Genomic DNA, 14317 nt, shown 5'->3' with positions numbered 1-14317 from the left:
TACTGCCACGGTGGGAGCCCACCAATGCATCGGCGGTGCGCTGCAGCCCGGTGAATCACGCAGCCTGCGGTTCGAGTTGGGTGCGCCCGTAGACGCTTCGGTGGTTGCGAGTCAGTGGACCGGCCGTGTCGAGCTCAACGAGGTAGACACGAACCTGGCCAACAACACAGCCAAGTTTTCGCCAGCGGTGCCAGCTCCCATTGACGTGCGCACCGACGTGAAGGCGCGAGTCATTGACACCAATGGGGACGGCGCGGCGTCGCCGGGGGAGAAGATCGAGGTGTACGTGCTCGTCGAGAACAACAGCCCCGAAACACTCACCAGCATCGCGGTGCAGCTGGACACAATCATTCCCCAGAACCAAGAGCTGGAGGGCAGTATCCTCCCGGGGGCCCGCCGCACAATCAAGTTCGAGAACGTGGTGCCCCGAGATCGACGAGATCATTCTCTCGAGCCTGAAGGCACAGGCAAACGGGGTGCCCGTGAGTGCTCGTGGCGGCGAACTCATCGTGCTGGGGGACAGCGCGAGGCCCGTCATTAAGCCGCCAACACCCACGGTCGATGCCACTGCGGATACCGCTGGTGGGGTCGACAACGCCGCGGCCGCCGGCGCCACCGCGGGCGCGTCAAGCGCAGCTGCCTCGCAAGCCGCGGGATCCGGATCAGCGGCGAACGGTGCTGGTAGCGAGGGTAGCCCGAACGGGCCTGAGGCCGCGGGGCTGAGCGCGACGGGCGCTGAAGGCCACTCGCCCGCCTTCGCAATCGTGGGTCTGTGCCTCTTGCTCGCGCTCGCCGTCGGAGGGGCGGGGCTGCGAAGGTCGCGCCGTCAGCTCAGCGAGTAGCGCAGCGCGTTAGCAGTCCTTGGTGAATGACTGCTTGGCCTCGCACCAGTCGGTCCAATCGCCGAAGTAGAGCACGTTGCTGGCCTCGGAAGTGCCGTCGGCATCGGCGTTGCTGCTGGCGGCGCTGCTCGCGCCACCATCGGCACTGCTCGTGCTTGACGCTTGGCTCGAGACGTTCCCCAAAACGTTTCCGTTGGTGCGAGCGCCCGCGCCGTTCGATGCGTTGGTGCCCGAGGAATTGGATCCGGTGCTGCCGTCAGCAGTGCGAGCCCCGGTGCCGTCGGCCTGACTTGGCGCCGACGCCGCTGCACCCGCGGCGTTGTGCGGCTGGCTCTGCGACCCGTCTGGGGTGGTCCCGTTGCCTCCCTCAGGCCGGGGTACTGCAGAAGCATCGAGCGGGGCAGCCGGTGGCTGCCGATCCGCGTTCGATGAGTCAGGGAAGAGATCGGCCCCGAGCAGGGGAGCGATCAGCGCGGTGGCCGATAGCGCAAGCGCCGCCGCGCCAACGGCTGCGACAGCTGGCACCGTGACTCGCCTGTGAGCACCGGCGCCCAGCGCCAGAATGCCCGCGCTCACGAGCCCGACGATGACGGCTTGGTCCCTGAACTGCACCCAACGTGCGTCGCAACGATCACAGCCGTCAATGTGCGCTCGAGCCTCGAGTCGCGCAGGGGTGTCCTTCTTACCCCAGCGCAGTTCGCCAAATCGTGACACGCTGCGGGTGCACTCCTCGGGGAGGTTGCGCGCGGGATGCATCACACTCAGCCAGGCCTTGCGCAGGCCCTCGCGGGCGCGCTTGAGCAGCACCGACGCCGAATTGGGGGTGAGGCCAAAGCTCTCGGCTACCTCCTGCACCGACCGACCTTCGACGTCGACGGCAACGATGACCTGCTGCCACCGCTCGGGGAGGGAGCGCAACGCCTGTGCCGCAGCGCCCCGCTGCTCATCAGAATCAATGCGGTCGGCGGCCCCCACGAAGTCGGGGTCTTCAACCTCGGTGTCGGTCAGCTGCTGGTTGCGCTGCCGGGACTTCCAGTGGCGCCCGAACTGGGCATTCATGGTGCGAAACAGGTAGGGCTTAAATGCCTCGGTCGGGCCGCCACCCTTGAGCAGCGCCTGGAAAACGAGGTCAAACGACTCGGCCACAACGTCCTCGCCCAGCGAGTCGTCCTTCTTGAGCGCCCAGGCAAGGGCCAGGTCTTAGTGCCGCACCCAGAGCTCACCGAGGGGCCAGGCCTCACCGTTTCGCACCTCATTGCAGAGGGCCGCATCAGTGAGATTGTGTGCGCCGTCGCTCGACTGAGGGCTTGATACAGCGGGACCACTCATGCCCCGAATCGTAGCATCAGGGGGCGTCATATCGGCAGTGAGGGCGCTATGCGGGGCCAGGGCAGCGCGTCAATGATTGCTGGCAGGGAGCGAGGTCAGCGCTGCGCGTGACACGCCCGGGAATCCGATTTTGGGGGAGCCGCGTCACATTCTGGGCAGAACGGCCTCTTAGCTTCCGGAACCAAGAAAGCGCGGCAACTGCCTGCGGTCTTGGGCCTTATGTGAAGTCCGGCGTGTGCACTCCCCCCCAAATGGCACATTCCGGACTTCACCTTATTTTGGGGATTGATCGCTAGGCCGCGCCGCGCGTGTGCGCCCACACGACCGCCTGAATGCGGTCACGTACGCCTAGCTTTTGCAGCACGTTGGACACGTGGGTCTTCACGGTGGCCTCGCCCACAAACAACGCGGCCGCAATCTCGGCGTTCGACGCGCCCGTCGCGAGCTGCCGCAGCACGTCACGCTCACGCTCCGTGAGTCCCACGGCGACAAACGGGTCTGGGTTTTGTGTTGATCCGGATCCGGCATCGCCCGAATCGACAGGAGCCGCGGCCGCGGCATCGCCCGAATACATCGCACCTGCGGGGCGCGTGGCCCGCTCCATGACCGCCCGGGTGACATCCGTGCCGAGGAGCGCGCCGCCGGCGGCGAGCGTGTGGACCGCGTCGATGAGCTGTTCGGCACGGGCGGTTTTCACGAGAAAGCCGCTGACGCCGGCGGCGAGGGCGTCGAACAGGTACTCCTCGTGACCGAACGTCGTGAGGATCAGTACGGAGGAGTGAGGGGTAGCCGCCAGAATGCGGCGCGAGGCCTCAATGCCGTTCAGCCGGGGCATCTCGACGTCCATACAGATCACATCGGGGGCGAGGGACTTCGCGAGCTCGATGGCTGCGACGCCGTCGCCAGCCTCGCCCACGACCTCGATGTCGGGCTCCGTTTCGAGGATGATGCGAAAGCCCGAGCGCACGAGCGCCTGGTCGTCGACGAGTAGTACCCGGATCATGGGCGGGCCTCCTGAATGGCGGTGTCGGTAACGGTGTTGGGGGAGGCGTGAGCCAGCGGGATTCTAGCTCGCACCAGGAATCCGCCGTGCTCGCGGCGCTGCGCTTCGACCGTGCCGCCGACTGCGCCCACTCGCTCGCGCATGCCGCGCAGCCCGAGCCCCGAACCGTTGCCCGTGCTGCTGGCCACAAATCGCTGCGCGAAGCCGGTATCGCCCACTTCGAGCTCGACCGCGTCTGCCTCGAACCGCAGCCGCACGGTGGCCTCAGCGCCACCACCGGCGTGCTTGCGCACGTTCGTGAGGGCCTCCTGCGTTGTGCGGTAGAGCGCGACGTCGACGAGCAGCGGTACCGGGCGGGCCTCGCCCACCACGATCAGGGTGGTGGGCACCCCCGCACTGGTCGAGGAAGAGGTCAGCGCGGGGAGCTGGGCGATTCCGAGCGTTGTAGCGGCATCGGCGGGATCCGGGGCCCGCAGCGTACCCACGAGCCCGTGCAGCTCGGCGATCGCCTGCTCCGCGCTCGTTTCGACGACCTCGAGGGCGGCTTGGGCGCGGGACAGCGGGGAGGCATCGCTTTCGACGGGGCCTGCCGTGGTGGCGTACTGTGCCACCAACCGTCGTGCGGCAGCCGCCTGGATGCCCATCACTGACACGTGATGTGCGACGACGTCGTGCAGCTCGCGGGCGATTGCGATGCGATCGAGTGCGACCGCCTGCTCGGCGCTCGTGCGCCGCTCAAGTTCGAGCTCGCGGCCCTGCGCCTCAAGCTGCGCGCGCATCCTCGCCGACTGCCATGAGCGGTTACCAAAGAAGAACGCGCCGCCAAAGTACACCAGATTCGTGATGATCTGAATGACCGCGTACGTGGCGAACGCCGAGAACAAGCCGCTCCGAGAGACGCCGGGCAGTGCGTCGGCGTTCGACGATGCAACGATGAGCGACACGGTGAGCCACAACACCATCGCTGTGCTGATGCCAAACCTGGCCCAGAACGCGAGGCTGCGCCGGGGCTCCCAAGCGCCGACCGTGTACAGCGCGATGAACAAGCCGATGTTGGTGATGAGCAACTCGGGCACCGCGAACTGCCCGCAGATGAAGAACCCCACCGCCGAGAGCACCGCGACAGGTACTGGCCACACCCTCCGCACAGCGAGCGGCAGAGTGACCAGTCCGAGCCCCACAACCCACACCCACGCGGGCGCCAACTCGGGGTAGATGCTCGCGCGGGCGTACAACAGCGAGGTTGTGGTTGCCGAGAGCGCGAGCACGAGGGCCAGCACGAGGTCGAATTGCAGCGCCTCCCGGTTTGCCCGCGGCCTCGCCCACCGCCCTGCTGGGCTCGGTCGCTGTGGCCGTCCCGGCCGCCCCGAGTGCGGTGCTGCCGCGAGAGTCATCATGAGATTCAGCGTAGTGACCGGCCACCACGATCGCCTCCTCCGTGAGGGGGATCCGGAGCGGCGTGCGCGATTACACCGCACCGGATCGGCCGCCCGAATTCCCCCGAGAGGGGGAGGCGTGGCCCCCGTGCGCTCCGCCAAGCTAGAGGGAACGAAGGGAACATCCATGATCGAGATTCAGGGCATCAGCCGCACTTTTGGCAGCCGACGCGTGCTCGACAACGTCACGTTTGGCGTCGAGAGCGGGCGCATGACCGGGTTCGTCGGCGGCAACGGCGCGGGCAAGACCACCACGATGCGCATTCTGTTGGGAGTGCTCGCCGCCGACTCGGGCAGCATCGCATTCGAGGGGGCCTCGATCACGGCAGCAGATCGCGCACGTATTGGTTACATGCCTGAGGAGCGCGGGCTGTACCCCAAAATGAAGGTGCTCGAGCAGCTCGTCTACCTGGGCCGCCTGCACGGAATGGCCCCGGCCGCCGCCAAAGCCTCGGCCGAGGGCCTCATTGACCGACTCGGCCTCACCGAGCGCGCGAGCGACACGCTCGAGAGCCTGTCGCTTGGCAACCAGCAGCGCGCACAGATCGCGGCGGCGCTCGTACACGAGCCGGCGGCGCTTGTGCTCGACGAGCCGTTCTCGGGCCTCGACCCGATGGCGGTCGAGGTCGTGCTCGGGGTGCTGCGTGACTACGCGGCACAAGGCGCCCCGGTCCTGTTCTCCTCACATCAGCTCGATATCGTCGAGCGCCTCTGCGACGACGTCGTCGTGATCGGCGGCGGCAAGATCCTCGCCGCCGGATCACGCGAGCAGCTGCGAGCCGACCACGCGGGCCTCAGCTTCGCGCTCGAGCTCGCGGGCCCCGCAGCCGACGCCGGCTGGGTGCGCCAGCAGCCCGGCGTGACTGTCACCCACCTTGATGGGGGGATCGCCCGCTTCGACGCCGAAACCGCGGAGGCCGCGCAGCGGGTGCTCGCGGCCGCGGTCGCCCTGGGCTCCCAGCCCGCCGAGGCCGGCGGATCCGGAACGACCGTGCGTCGCTTCGGTCAAGAAACCCCGTCCCTCGCCCAGATCTTCCAGGAGGTAGTCCGATGAGCACCGCATCCCACACCCAGCTCTCGCCCGCGCAGGCCACCTGGATCGTCGCTGAGCGCGAGATCACCACGCGCCTGCGGTCGAAAGCCTTTCTCATCTCGACGGGCATCCTGCTCTTCCTGGTGCTCGCGGGAGTCCTCGCGAGCGGATTCATCGCGAAGGCCGGCGGCATAGGCGGCCCCACGCAGGTCGCCGCAGTGGGCACCGTCGCCGACCCGCTCGAGGCCGCGGGCTTTGAGGTGACGCAGGTGCCGGATCGCGCGGCCGCCGAGCAACTCGTGCTTGACGGCGACGTCGAAGCCGCGGTGGTGCCCGGGGGCGATACGCCCGTCGATCTGACGGTGCTGGCGAAGGATTCCCCGCCCATGGAGGTCGTGCAGGCGCTGTCGGCTTCGCCGACTCTTGAACTGCTCGCCCCCACGACCGAGAGCCCGTTTCTCGCATACATCATCGCGATCGCATTTGGCATCGTGTTCATGATGAGCGCGATGACGTTCGGCACGACGATTGCGCAGAGCGTTGTCGAGGAGAAGCAGACGCGCATCGTCGAGATTCTGCTTGCCACGGTGCCCGCCCGCACGATCCTCGCGGGCAAGATCCTCGGCAACAGCATCCTCGCGCTGGCCCAGGTCGTCGCGATCGCCGGGCTCGCCGCGGTGGGCATGCTCGCGACGGGGCAAGACCTGCTGCTTGGCGAACTGGGCACGGCCCTCATCTGGTTCGGCGTGCTCTTCGCGTTCGGGTTCGTGCTGCTGGCGGCGCTGTATGCGGCGCTCGCCTCGCTCGTGTCGCGGCAGGAGGACATCGGCTCGGTCACGAGCCCCGTCATGATGCTCGTGATGCTGCCGTACCTCGGCGTGATCGTGTTCTACAACAACCCGACCGCGCTCGCGATCATGAGCTACGTGCCGTTCTCGGCGCCCGTCGGCATGCCGATGCGGCTCTATCTCGGCACTGCAGCTTGGTGGGAGCCCGTGCTGTCGATGGGTGTGCTGGCGGTCTCGATCGCCCTGGTGTGGGGAATCGGGGCGCGCATCTACGAGGGCTCGATCCTGCGCACCGGATCGCGCGTGAAGCTCGGCGAGGCGCTCAAGGGGTAACCCGGGGGTCCCCGCACTAGGGATACCCAAATGACGAGGGGACACGGTAATCGCGCGATTACCGTGTCCCCTCGTCATTTCGATATGGAGTCGAAGCGCGTTGAGAGCTAGGGAGCTGGTTTGGGTGCGGGTTTTGGGGCCGGCTTGGGCTCTGCGGGATTGGGAGAGGCGGTCGGAGCTGACTGAGGTGCTGCTGACTGAGGTGCTGCCGACTGATGTGCTGCTGGTTTGGGTGCTGCAGGCTTAGGCGCTGCCGGTTTTGGTGCCGGATCGGTGCGCTGCGCTGATCCGGCGTGCGGCTTCGCGTGCGGTGCCGGTCGAGCAGCTGGTACGGCGCCTGAACTAGCGCCGCGCGCAGCCGCACCTGCGGCCCCAGCCCCAACTCCAGCCCCAACCCCAGCACCGGGTGCGTGCGGCTTCGGGCGTGCGGTGCCCGGCTTCACCAGCAGCTTGCCCGGAGCCGCGTGCGACTCCATGAGCCTGTGGGCGCTCGCGGCCTCCTCGAGCGAGAGTACCTTCGCGACGCGGCTCTTGAACCCGCCGCGAGTCAGTAGGGCGTTGAGGGATGCGGCGGCCTCGGCCAGGTTTGCGACCGATGCGTTGCTGAGGGCAAAGCCTCGCAGCTGGATGTCTCTGGTGTAGAACGACGCGGGCGTCAACGTGAAGCCCGGGCCGGTTGCACCCGCCGTGACGACGACCCGTCCGCCCCGACGCACGAGCGGCAGCACCGCCGTGAGATCGAGTCGGCCAGTGGTGTCCCACCACACGTCAATGCCCGAGGAGGCCGAGGCGTACACCCGCTCGAGCAGTGCCGGGTCGGTGCGGTCGAAAACCTCGTCGGCGCCGCACGAACGCACCCACTCGGCGTCGTGCGGCGCGCACGAGGCGAGCACGCGCGCACCGGCGGCTCGGGCCAGTTGTACGGCGGCCGATCCGACGCCGCCAGCCGCGCCGCCGATGAACACCGTCTCGCCGATCCGCAGCCCGGCCTCGCGCACCAGCCCGAGATAGGCGGTCGCACCCGTGTGCGCGACCGACATCACTGTCTCGGGCGTCACCCCGGCGGGCAGGGGGTACAGCCGGTCGGCAGGCACGACCGAGTAGTCACTGAACGACCCCTGCCGGCCGTCGTGCCCCATGCTGTTGCACCACACGGCGTCGCCGACCGCGAAGCCGGTCACCCCGGAGCCCACCTCGACCACGGTGCCCGCGAGGTCGCGGCCCACGACGAAGGGAACGCCAGCGGGCAGTGGCGTCGCGTAGGCGCCCGCGCGAATAAACGTGTCGACGTGGTTCACGGCCATGACCGAGTTGTGCACGAGCACGCTTCCTGGGCCGGGTCGTGGAATTGGAAGGTCACCCACGACGATCGAATCGACCGGGCCCGTCTCGCGAATATAGGCGGCCCGCATGTGCTCAGCGTTGAGGGTAGTCATGTGTTCAACATACGCCCGTCGGCGCACCGACATGCCAGAAAGCAGGCTTCGGCTCACAAAACCCGGCACGCGGGCCAGCGCCGGCAGCGCCCACGCGCGGCCCGATCCGGATCAAAGCGCGTAGGCTAACCGAGTGAGTAACGAGCGCAGCACCCCAGCCAGCAGTCAGATCCGGCCCTGGGCGGCACTGTGGTCGATGGTGCTGGGCTTCTTCATGATCCTCGTCGATACGACGATCGTGTCGGTCGCCAACCCGTCGATCATGCAGGGCCTCGAGACGACGATGACTGCGACGCTGTGGGCGACGAGCGCCTATCTGCTCGCGTACGCCGTGCCGCTGCTTATCACCGGGCGCCTCGGCGATCGCTTCGGCCCGCGCCGGTTGTACCTGATCGGCCTCGTGGTGTTCACGCTCGCCTCGCTCGCATGCGGCATGGCGCCCAACATCGAGGTGCTCATTGGCGCGCGCGTCGCCCAGGGCCTCGGAGCCGCGATGCTCACGCCGCAGACCATGGCCGTGATCACGCGCATCTTCGCGCCCCGCGAGCGCGGCTCAGCGATGGCGATCTGGGGCGTCACGGCGGGCGTTGCGACGCTCGTCGGCCCGATCCTGGGCGGCTTCCTGATCGACGCGGGCGGCTGGGAGTGGATCTTCTTCGTGAACATTCCCGTCGGTGTGATCGCCTTCGTGCTCGCCCTGAAGTACGTGCCCAAGCTGCCCACCAGCGCGCACCGCTTCGACTGGCTCGGCGTCGCGCTGAGCGGCATCGGCATGCTGCTGCTGGTGTTTGGCATCCAGGAGGGCGAGAGCTACGACTGGGGCACGATCGCGGGCCCCATCACGGTGCCGATGCTGATCGTAGCCGGCGTCGTGCTCCTCACGCTGTTTGTGCTGTGGCAGTGGAAGCAGAAGGGCGAGCCGCTGATTCCGCTGCGTGTCTTCCGCGACCGCAACTTCTCGGTCGGCACCGCCGCCATCGTGACCGTCGGCTTCGCGGTCACCGCGCAGAGCCTGCCCATGATGTTCTACTTCCAGCTTGTGCTCGGCCTCACGCCCACGGAATCGGCGCTGATGCTCGCGCCCATGGCGGTGCTGTCGATCGCGCTCGCCCGCCCCGTCGGGCTGTTCATCGACCGCGGCGAACCGCGCCGCGTCGCCACGCTTGGCATGGCGCTGGTGGGCGTGGGTCTCGCCATGTACCTCGTGCTGATGCGCCCCGACGCGTCGATCTGGCTGCTGCTCGTCGCCAGCGCGGTGCTCGGCCTCGGCAACGCCTTCATGTGGGGGCCGCTCGCCTCGATCACGACGTTCGGGTTGGCTCCTGAGCTTGCGGGCGCCGGATCAGGCGTCTACAACACCAGCCGCCAGGTGGGTGCGGTACTCGGTTCAGCTGCCATCACGGTGCTGATGGCAGCGCTGCTCACCGTCCAGTTCGGTGTGAAGGCCGCGACGATGGGGGAGATGGGGTCGGGCAAGGTCGGTGCGCTGCCCGCGCCGCTGCGCGAGGGCTTCTCGACTGCCATGGCCCACTCGCTGATCCTGCCGCTCGCGGTTATCGGGCTGGGCATCGTCGTCTCGCTGCTGTTTGGCAAGCGCCCCGTGAAGTCTGACACCGGGCCGGTGCGGGTCAACCCGTAGGCCGCTGCCTCGGCCACACCCACTTGCAGATGGGAAACTCCGTACGGCTTAGGGTCCTCTAAGCCGTACGGAGTTTCCTATCTGTGGAGCGGGTGAGACTGGGAGCGGGCCGCCAAGCGGCGGCTGCGTAGACTGGGGCGATCCGGAGCTTCTTCGAAAGGACCCCACATGATTCTTGCGTTCTCTGTTGCCCCGAGCGGCGCCGTACCGGGGCGTGCCGAGCGCGCCGACGGGTCCGTGTCTGACGCGGTCGCCGAGGCCGTGAAGGTCGTGCGCGAGTCGGGCCTGCCGCACCGCACCTCGTCGATGTTCACCGAGATCGAGGGCGAATGGGACGAGGTCTTCGACGTCGTCAAGCGCGCTACCGAGGCCGTCATGCCGTTTGGCGCTCGCGTTTCGCTCGTGATGAAGGCTGATATTCGCCCAGGGTTTACCGGCGAGATTGACGGCAAACTCGAGCGGCTCGAACAAGCCATCGACGACGCCTGAGCGTACGCTGGGGTGCATGCCAGTCTTCGATATGCTCCTCAACTCTCGTTTCGTCGATCAGTACGGTGCTGCGCTCGCCCCGTCCTTTAGCTTCGTGAACACCGAAGCGGGGGCTGAGCTGGATCTGCCGGTGTCGGTCACGCAGGCGAGCGCAGCCGTGCAGCGCGTCATCGCAGAGCTCGGCCACACCGTGGCCGGCGTGAGCGACGACCAGCTGCAGTTCGCGGTGATCACCAAGAAGACCTGGCTGAGCTGGGAACTCGCGACCGGCATCGAGATCACCGAGACGCCCCAGGGATCCCACGTTGCCATCTACATGGCAAACATGCCGGGCCGCCCGAAAGCACTGCTCGACGGCGCAAAGAACAAGAAGGTCGCGCAGAAGCTCGGCGAGAAGATTCGCGCTGCGGTCTAAGCACTCACGACACCGAGGGGTAGCGGTGCAGTGGCGCCGCGGACCGCGAAGCGAAGCATGCGCTAAATCTTGCACGAACTCCACGCTGTCGTGAGAGGATCAGAAGCATCCAGTTCAATGGCGACCTGGTGCGGGCTTCTGTGGCCCGAGCTGCGGTGCGCCAGAAGTGAGGTGCGACGTGCGCGGAATCATTCTTGCGGGAGGCTCCGGGACCCGACTGTGGCCGATCACCCGGGGCACCTCGAAGCAACTGATGCCCGTGTACGACAAGCCGATGGTGTTCTACCCGCTCTCGACGCTCATGGCGGCGGGCATTCGCGAGGTACTGATCATCACTACCCCCGAACACAACGCGCAGTTCAAAGCATTGCTCGGTGACGGATCGGCATGGGGCATGCGGCTCGAGTACGCCGTGCAGCCGTCCCCCGACGGGCTCGCGCAGGCTTTCATCATCGGCGAGGACTTCATCGGGGGCGAGAGCGCCGCGCTTGTGCTCGGCGACAACCTGTTTCACGGCACGGGGCTCGGAACGGCACTGCAAGAGCACGCCGAGATCGACGGCGCGAGAATCTTCGCGTACCACGTCGCCAACCCCCGCGCGTATGGCGTCGTCGAGTTCGACAGCGACGGGACCGCACTGTCGATCGAGGAGAAACCGACCGAACCCAAGAGCAACTTCGCGGTGCCGGGGCTGTACTTCTACGATTCCGATGTCGTGGAGATTGCGAAGACCATCACCCCGAGCGCTCGGGGCGAGCTCGAGATCTCGTCGGTCAACGACGCCTACCTGCGCGCGGGCAAGTTGCACGTGCAGGTGCTCGAACGCGGCACCGCCTGGCTCGACACCGGCACCTTCGACGCCATGATGCAGGCCTCCGACTACGTGCGGGTCATTGAGGAGCGGCAGGGCCTCAAGATCGGCTGCGTGGAGGAGTTGGCCTGGCGCAACGGTTGGATCGATGACGCACAGCTCGAGGCGCTCGCCGCACCGCTCGTGAAGAGCGGCTACGGCAACTACCTGATCGGCCTGCTCGACGGCGGCCGGATCGAAGGCGGCCGGGCATGAGCCGCCGGGTGCTCGTGACCGGCGGTGCCGGGTTCATCGGTTCAAATTTCGTGCACTATCTGGTCGCGCACACCGATGACATGGTGACCGTGCTCGACAAGTTCACCTATGCGGGCAACGAGGCCTCGCTCGCGGGCCTCCCGGTAGAGCGCGTCACCGTGGTGCGAGGTGACATCTGCGACGCGGGTCTGGTCGACCGGCTCGTGGCGGAGTCCGACGTCGTCGTGCACTACGCGGCCGAGTCGCACAACGACAACTCGCTGCACGACCCGCACCCGTTCCTCGACACCAACATCATTGGCAGCTACACACTGCTCGAGGCGGTGCGGCGGCACGGCACGCGCTACCACCACATTTCGACCGACGAGGTCTACGGTGACCTCGCGTTCGACAACCCCGAGCGCTTCACTGAGCACACGCCCTACAACCCTTCGTCGCCGTACAGTGCGACGAAGGCGGGCAGTGACCTGCTCGTGCGCGCCTGGGTGCGCTCGTTCGGGGTGGAGGCGACCCTCTCGAACTGCTCCAATAACTACGGGCCGCGCCAGCACGTCGAGAAGTTCATTCCGCGCCAGATCACCAATGTTCTTTGTGGGGATCGGCCCAAGCTCTACGGCGCGGGCACCAACGTACGCGACTGGATCCATGCCGATGATCATTCCTCGGCGGTCCTGCGCATCATTGAGCGGGGCCGGATCGGCGAGACCTATCTCATCGGAGCCGACGGCGAGCGAAACAATCGGGCGGTGCTCGAGGCGATTCTCACGGCCATGGGGGAGCCCGCGGACGCCTACGACCACGTCACCGACCGGCCCGGCCACGACCTGCGCTACGCGATCGACAGCACCAAGCTGCGCGAGGAGCTGGGCTGGCGCCCCGCTTTGCAGGACTTTGACCGGGGGCTGCAGCGGACGATCGACTGGTATCGCGCAAACGAGGCGTGGTGGCGGCCGCAGAAGGCGGCCACCGAGGCTAGGTACTTAGAGCTGGGGAGGTAGCCGTGGAAGCGAAATCGCTTGCGGTGCGCGAGACCACAATTCCGGGGCTGATGCTGCTCGACCTGCCGGTGCACGGCGACAATCGCGGCTGGTTCAAGGAGAACTGGCAGCGCGAGAAGATGGTGGCCCTCGGACTGCCTGATTTCGGGCCGGTGCAAAACAACATCTCCTTCAACGACAAGCGCGGCGCCACTCGTGGCATCCACGCCGAGCCCTGGGACAAGTACGTCTCGGTGGCGACCGGACGCATCTTTGGTGCCTGGGTGGACCTGCGCGAGGGCCCCAGTTTCGGCACCGTGTTCACCGCCGAGCTCGACCCGTCCTCGGCCATCTTCGTGCCGCGCGGCGTCGGCAACGCGTACCAAACGCTTGAGGACAACACCGCCTACGTCTACCTCGTCAATGACCACTGGTCGGCCGAGTCTCAGGGCGCCTACACCTTCTTGAATCTCGCCGACGAGACCGCCGCTATCGACTGGCCGATCCCGCTCGAGCAGGCCGAGCGCTCTGAAAAGGACCTGGCACACCCCCGGCTGGCAGGCGTGACGCCCATGCCAGCCAAGCGCACCCTCGTGCTCGGGGCGGGCGGGCAGGTGGGTCGCGCGCTTCGTGGCGCACTGCCGCAGGCCGACTTTGCCGACCGCGCGCGCATCGACCTTGGTGACGAGACGAGCCTCGACCGCGTGCGCTGGGGCGACTACGACACGGTGATCAACGCCGCCGCCTACACGGCGGTCGACCTCGCCGAGACCGCGGCGGGCCGAACCGACTGCTGGGATGCCAACGTGACGGGCCTCGCGCGGCTCGTCAGCCACGTGTCCCGTCATCGGATCACGCTCGTGCACGTCTCGAGCGACTACGTCTTCGACGGCACGAGACCGGGCCCCTACACGGAGCAGGATCGGGTTGCCCCGCTCGGCGTCTACGGCCAGACCAAGGCCGCGGGCGACGCGCTCGTGGCCACCGTGCCGAACCACTACATCGTGCGCACCAGCTGGGTGATCGGCGACGGCGACAACTTCGTGCGCACCATGGCGCGGCTCGCAGAGCGCGGCGTCGACCCCTCGGTCGTGAACGACCAGGTCGGGCGTCTCAGCTTCACTAAAGACATCGCCGCGGGCATCGTGCACCTGCTCAGGCAGCGCCCCGAGCATGGAGTTTATAACCTCACGAGCGGGGGCGATGCGGCCTCGTGGGCCGACATCGCGCGACGCGTGTTTGCTGAGCTGGGCCATGATCCGGATCGAATTGCGGGCGTGAGTACCGCGCAGTATTTCGCGGGCAAAGAAGCCGCCCCTCGGCCAGCCAACAGCGTTCTCGCGCTCGACAAACTGGCCGCAACGGGGTTTGTACCGCGGGCCGTCGAGACGGCGCTTTCGGAGTATCTGGTGGGCGTCGGCAAACTGTGAATGTACGCAGCGAGGTTACTTTGGGAGGTGAAATCGGGTTAGGCTAGCGCGAGTTTCAGGGGATATCAGCCGCTGCCGTGAGTAATTGCGGCCGTGGGTAA

The 14317-nt window shown here is 67.2% G+C and carries 15 protein-coding genes; 10 read left to right on the top strand and 5 right to left on the bottom strand.

Features of this window, described 5'->3' with window-relative positions:
- Nucleotides 1-10 precede the first annotated feature (10 nt).
- Both C795_RS0104480 and C795_RS0104475 read left to right on the top strand, forming a co-directional pair.
- Complete coding sequence (locus C795_RS0104480) at nucleotides 11-541, top strand: COG1361 family protein (RefSeq protein ID WP_017792562.1); 531 nt, start codon at nucleotides 11-13, stop codon at nucleotides 539-541.
- Nucleotides 483-842, top strand: a complete 360-nt coding sequence (locus C795_RS0104475) for an LPXTG cell wall anchor domain-containing protein (protein ID WP_157486959.1) — start codon at nucleotides 483-485, stop codon at nucleotides 840-842. Before C795_RS0104480 ends, C795_RS0104475 begins: the two co-directional genes overlap by 59 nt.
- A gap of 9 nt (nucleotides 843-851) precedes the next feature.
- Here C795_RS0104475 and C795_RS0104470 read toward each other — a convergent pair whose 3' ends face one another.
- The 4 genes from C795_RS0104470 to C795_RS15215 form a co-directional block, all read right to left on the bottom strand.
- Nucleotides 852-1988 carry a sigma-70 family RNA polymerase sigma factor gene (locus C795_RS0104470; protein WP_026139448.1) on the bottom strand — a complete coding sequence of 379 codons (1137 nt, stop codon included), beginning with the start codon at nucleotides 1986-1988 and terminating at the stop codon, nucleotides 852-854.
- A gap of 54 nt (nucleotides 1989-2042) precedes the next feature.
- Entirely contained in the window at nucleotides 2043-2171 is a 129-nt protein-coding gene (locus tag C795_RS17680) for a hypothetical protein (protein ID WP_017792560.1), read from the bottom strand.
- A gap of 292 nt (nucleotides 2172-2463) precedes the next feature.
- Nucleotides 2464-3174, bottom strand: coding sequence for a response regulator (locus C795_RS0104460; protein WP_017792559.1), 711 nt, complete (start codon nucleotides 3172-3174; stop codon nucleotides 2464-2466).
- Nucleotides 3171-4571: a sensor histidine kinase gene (locus C795_RS15215; RefSeq protein WP_232225431.1), complete on the bottom strand. Its 1401-nt coding sequence runs from the start codon at nucleotides 4569-4571 to the stop codon at nucleotides 3171-3173. The genes C795_RS0104460 and C795_RS15215 overlap by 4 nt, the downstream gene beginning before the upstream one ends.
- 166 nt (nucleotides 4572-4737) lie before the next feature.
- Here C795_RS15215 and C795_RS0104450 point away from each other — a divergent pair, with 166 nt between their 5' ends.
- Both C795_RS0104450 and C795_RS0104445 read left to right on the top strand, forming a co-directional pair.
- Complete coding sequence (locus tag C795_RS0104450) at nucleotides 4738-5664, top strand: ABC transporter ATP-binding protein (RefSeq protein ID WP_017792557.1); 927 nt, start codon at nucleotides 4738-4740, stop codon at nucleotides 5662-5664.
- Nucleotides 5661-6764, top strand: a complete 1104-nt coding sequence (locus C795_RS0104445; RefSeq protein WP_017792556.1) for an ABC transporter permease — start codon at nucleotides 5661-5663, stop codon at nucleotides 6762-6764. Before C795_RS0104450 ends, C795_RS0104445 begins: the two co-directional genes overlap by 4 nt.
- Before the next feature lie 107 nt (nucleotides 6765-6871).
- Here C795_RS0104445 and C795_RS15205 read toward each other — a convergent pair whose 3' ends face one another.
- On the bottom strand, nucleotides 6872-8200 hold the full coding sequence (locus C795_RS15205; protein WP_017792555.1) for an NADPH:quinone reductase: 1329 nt from the start codon (nucleotides 8198-8200) through the stop codon (nucleotides 6872-6874).
- Between the two features lie 196 nt (nucleotides 8201-8396).
- On the opposite strand from C795_RS15205, the gene C795_RS0104435 reads away from it, so the two are divergent.
- The 6 genes from C795_RS0104435 to C795_RS0104410 all read left to right on the top strand — a co-directional run bounded on the left by C795_RS0104435 (nucleotide 8397) and on the right by C795_RS0104410 (nucleotide 14216).
- Nucleotides 8397-9839 (top strand): DHA2 family efflux MFS transporter permease subunit, encoded by a 1443-nt coding sequence (locus C795_RS0104435; protein ID WP_017792554.1) that lies wholly within the window; start codon nucleotides 8397-8399, stop codon nucleotides 9837-9839.
- 168 nt (nucleotides 9840-10007) lie between these two features.
- Entirely contained in the window at nucleotides 10008-10328 is a 321-nt protein-coding gene (locus tag C795_RS0104430; protein WP_017792553.1) for a thiamine-binding protein, read from the top strand.
- A gap of 16 nt (nucleotides 10329-10344) precedes the next feature.
- Nucleotides 10345-10743 carry a hypothetical protein gene (locus tag C795_RS0104425; protein WP_017792552.1) on the top strand — a complete coding sequence of 133 codons (399 nt, stop codon included), beginning with the start codon at nucleotides 10345-10347 and terminating at the stop codon, nucleotides 10741-10743.
- Nucleotides 10744-10921: 178 nt separating this feature from the next.
- Entirely contained in the window at nucleotides 10922-11809 is an 888-nt protein-coding gene (rfbA, locus tag C795_RS0104420) for a glucose-1-phosphate thymidylyltransferase RfbA (protein ID WP_017792551.1), read from the top strand.
- Nucleotides 11806-12807 carry a dTDP-glucose 4,6-dehydratase gene (rfbB, locus tag C795_RS0104415; protein WP_017792550.1) on the top strand — a complete coding sequence of 334 codons (1002 nt, stop codon included), beginning with the start codon at nucleotides 11806-11808 and terminating at the stop codon, nucleotides 12805-12807. Before rfbA ends, rfbB begins: the two co-directional genes overlap by 4 nt.
- 2 nt (nucleotides 12808-12809) lie before the next feature.
- Complete coding sequence (locus C795_RS0104410; protein WP_017792549.1) at nucleotides 12810-14216, top strand: sugar nucleotide-binding protein; 1407 nt, start codon at nucleotides 12810-12812, stop codon at nucleotides 14214-14216.
- Nucleotides 14217-14317 lie beyond the last annotated feature (101 nt).

It is taken from the genome of Leucobacter salsicius M1-8, from assembly GCF_000350525.1.
Lineage (GTDB): Bacteria > Actinomycetota > Actinomycetes > Actinomycetales > Microbacteriaceae > Leucobacter > Leucobacter salsicius.
Note: the sequence above shows the minus strand (reverse complement) of the source record. Positions and strands in the feature narration are given on the sequence as shown.

Coding starts and splice junctions, on each gene's coding strand:
- C795_RS17680 (WP_017792560.1), bottom strand. CDS start 2,171: ATGAGTGGTCCCGCTGTATCAAGCCCTCAGTCGAGCGACGGCGCACAC.
- C795_RS0104460 (WP_017792559.1), bottom strand. CDS start 3,174: ATGATCCGGGTACTACTCGTCGACGACCAGGCGCTCGTGCGCTCGGGC.
- C795_RS15215 (WP_232225431.1), bottom strand. CDS start 4,571: ATGATGACTCTCGCGGCAGCACCGCACTCGGGGCGGCCGGGACGGCCA.
- C795_RS0104450 (WP_017792557.1), top strand. CDS start 4,738: ATGATCGAGATTCAGGGCATCAGCCGCACTTTTGGCAGCCGACGCGTG.
- C795_RS0104445 (WP_017792556.1), top strand. CDS start 5,661: ATGAGCACCGCATCCCACACCCAGCTCTCGCCCGCGCAGGCCACCTGG.
- C795_RS15205 (WP_017792555.1), bottom strand. CDS start 8,200: ATGACTACCCTCAACGCTGAGCACATGCGGGCCGCCTATATTCGCGAG.
- C795_RS0104435 (WP_017792554.1), top strand. CDS start 8,397: ATGGTGCTGGGCTTCTTCATGATCCTCGTCGATACGACGATCGTGTCG.
- C795_RS0104430 (WP_017792553.1), top strand. CDS start 10,008: ATGATTCTTGCGTTCTCTGTTGCCCCGAGCGGCGCCGTACCGGGGCGT.
- C795_RS0104425 (WP_017792552.1), top strand. CDS start 10,345: ATGCCAGTCTTCGATATGCTCCTCAACTCTCGTTTCGTCGATCAGTAC.
- rfbB (WP_017792550.1), top strand. CDS start 11,806: ATGAGCCGCCGGGTGCTCGTGACCGGCGGTGCCGGGTTCATCGGTTCA.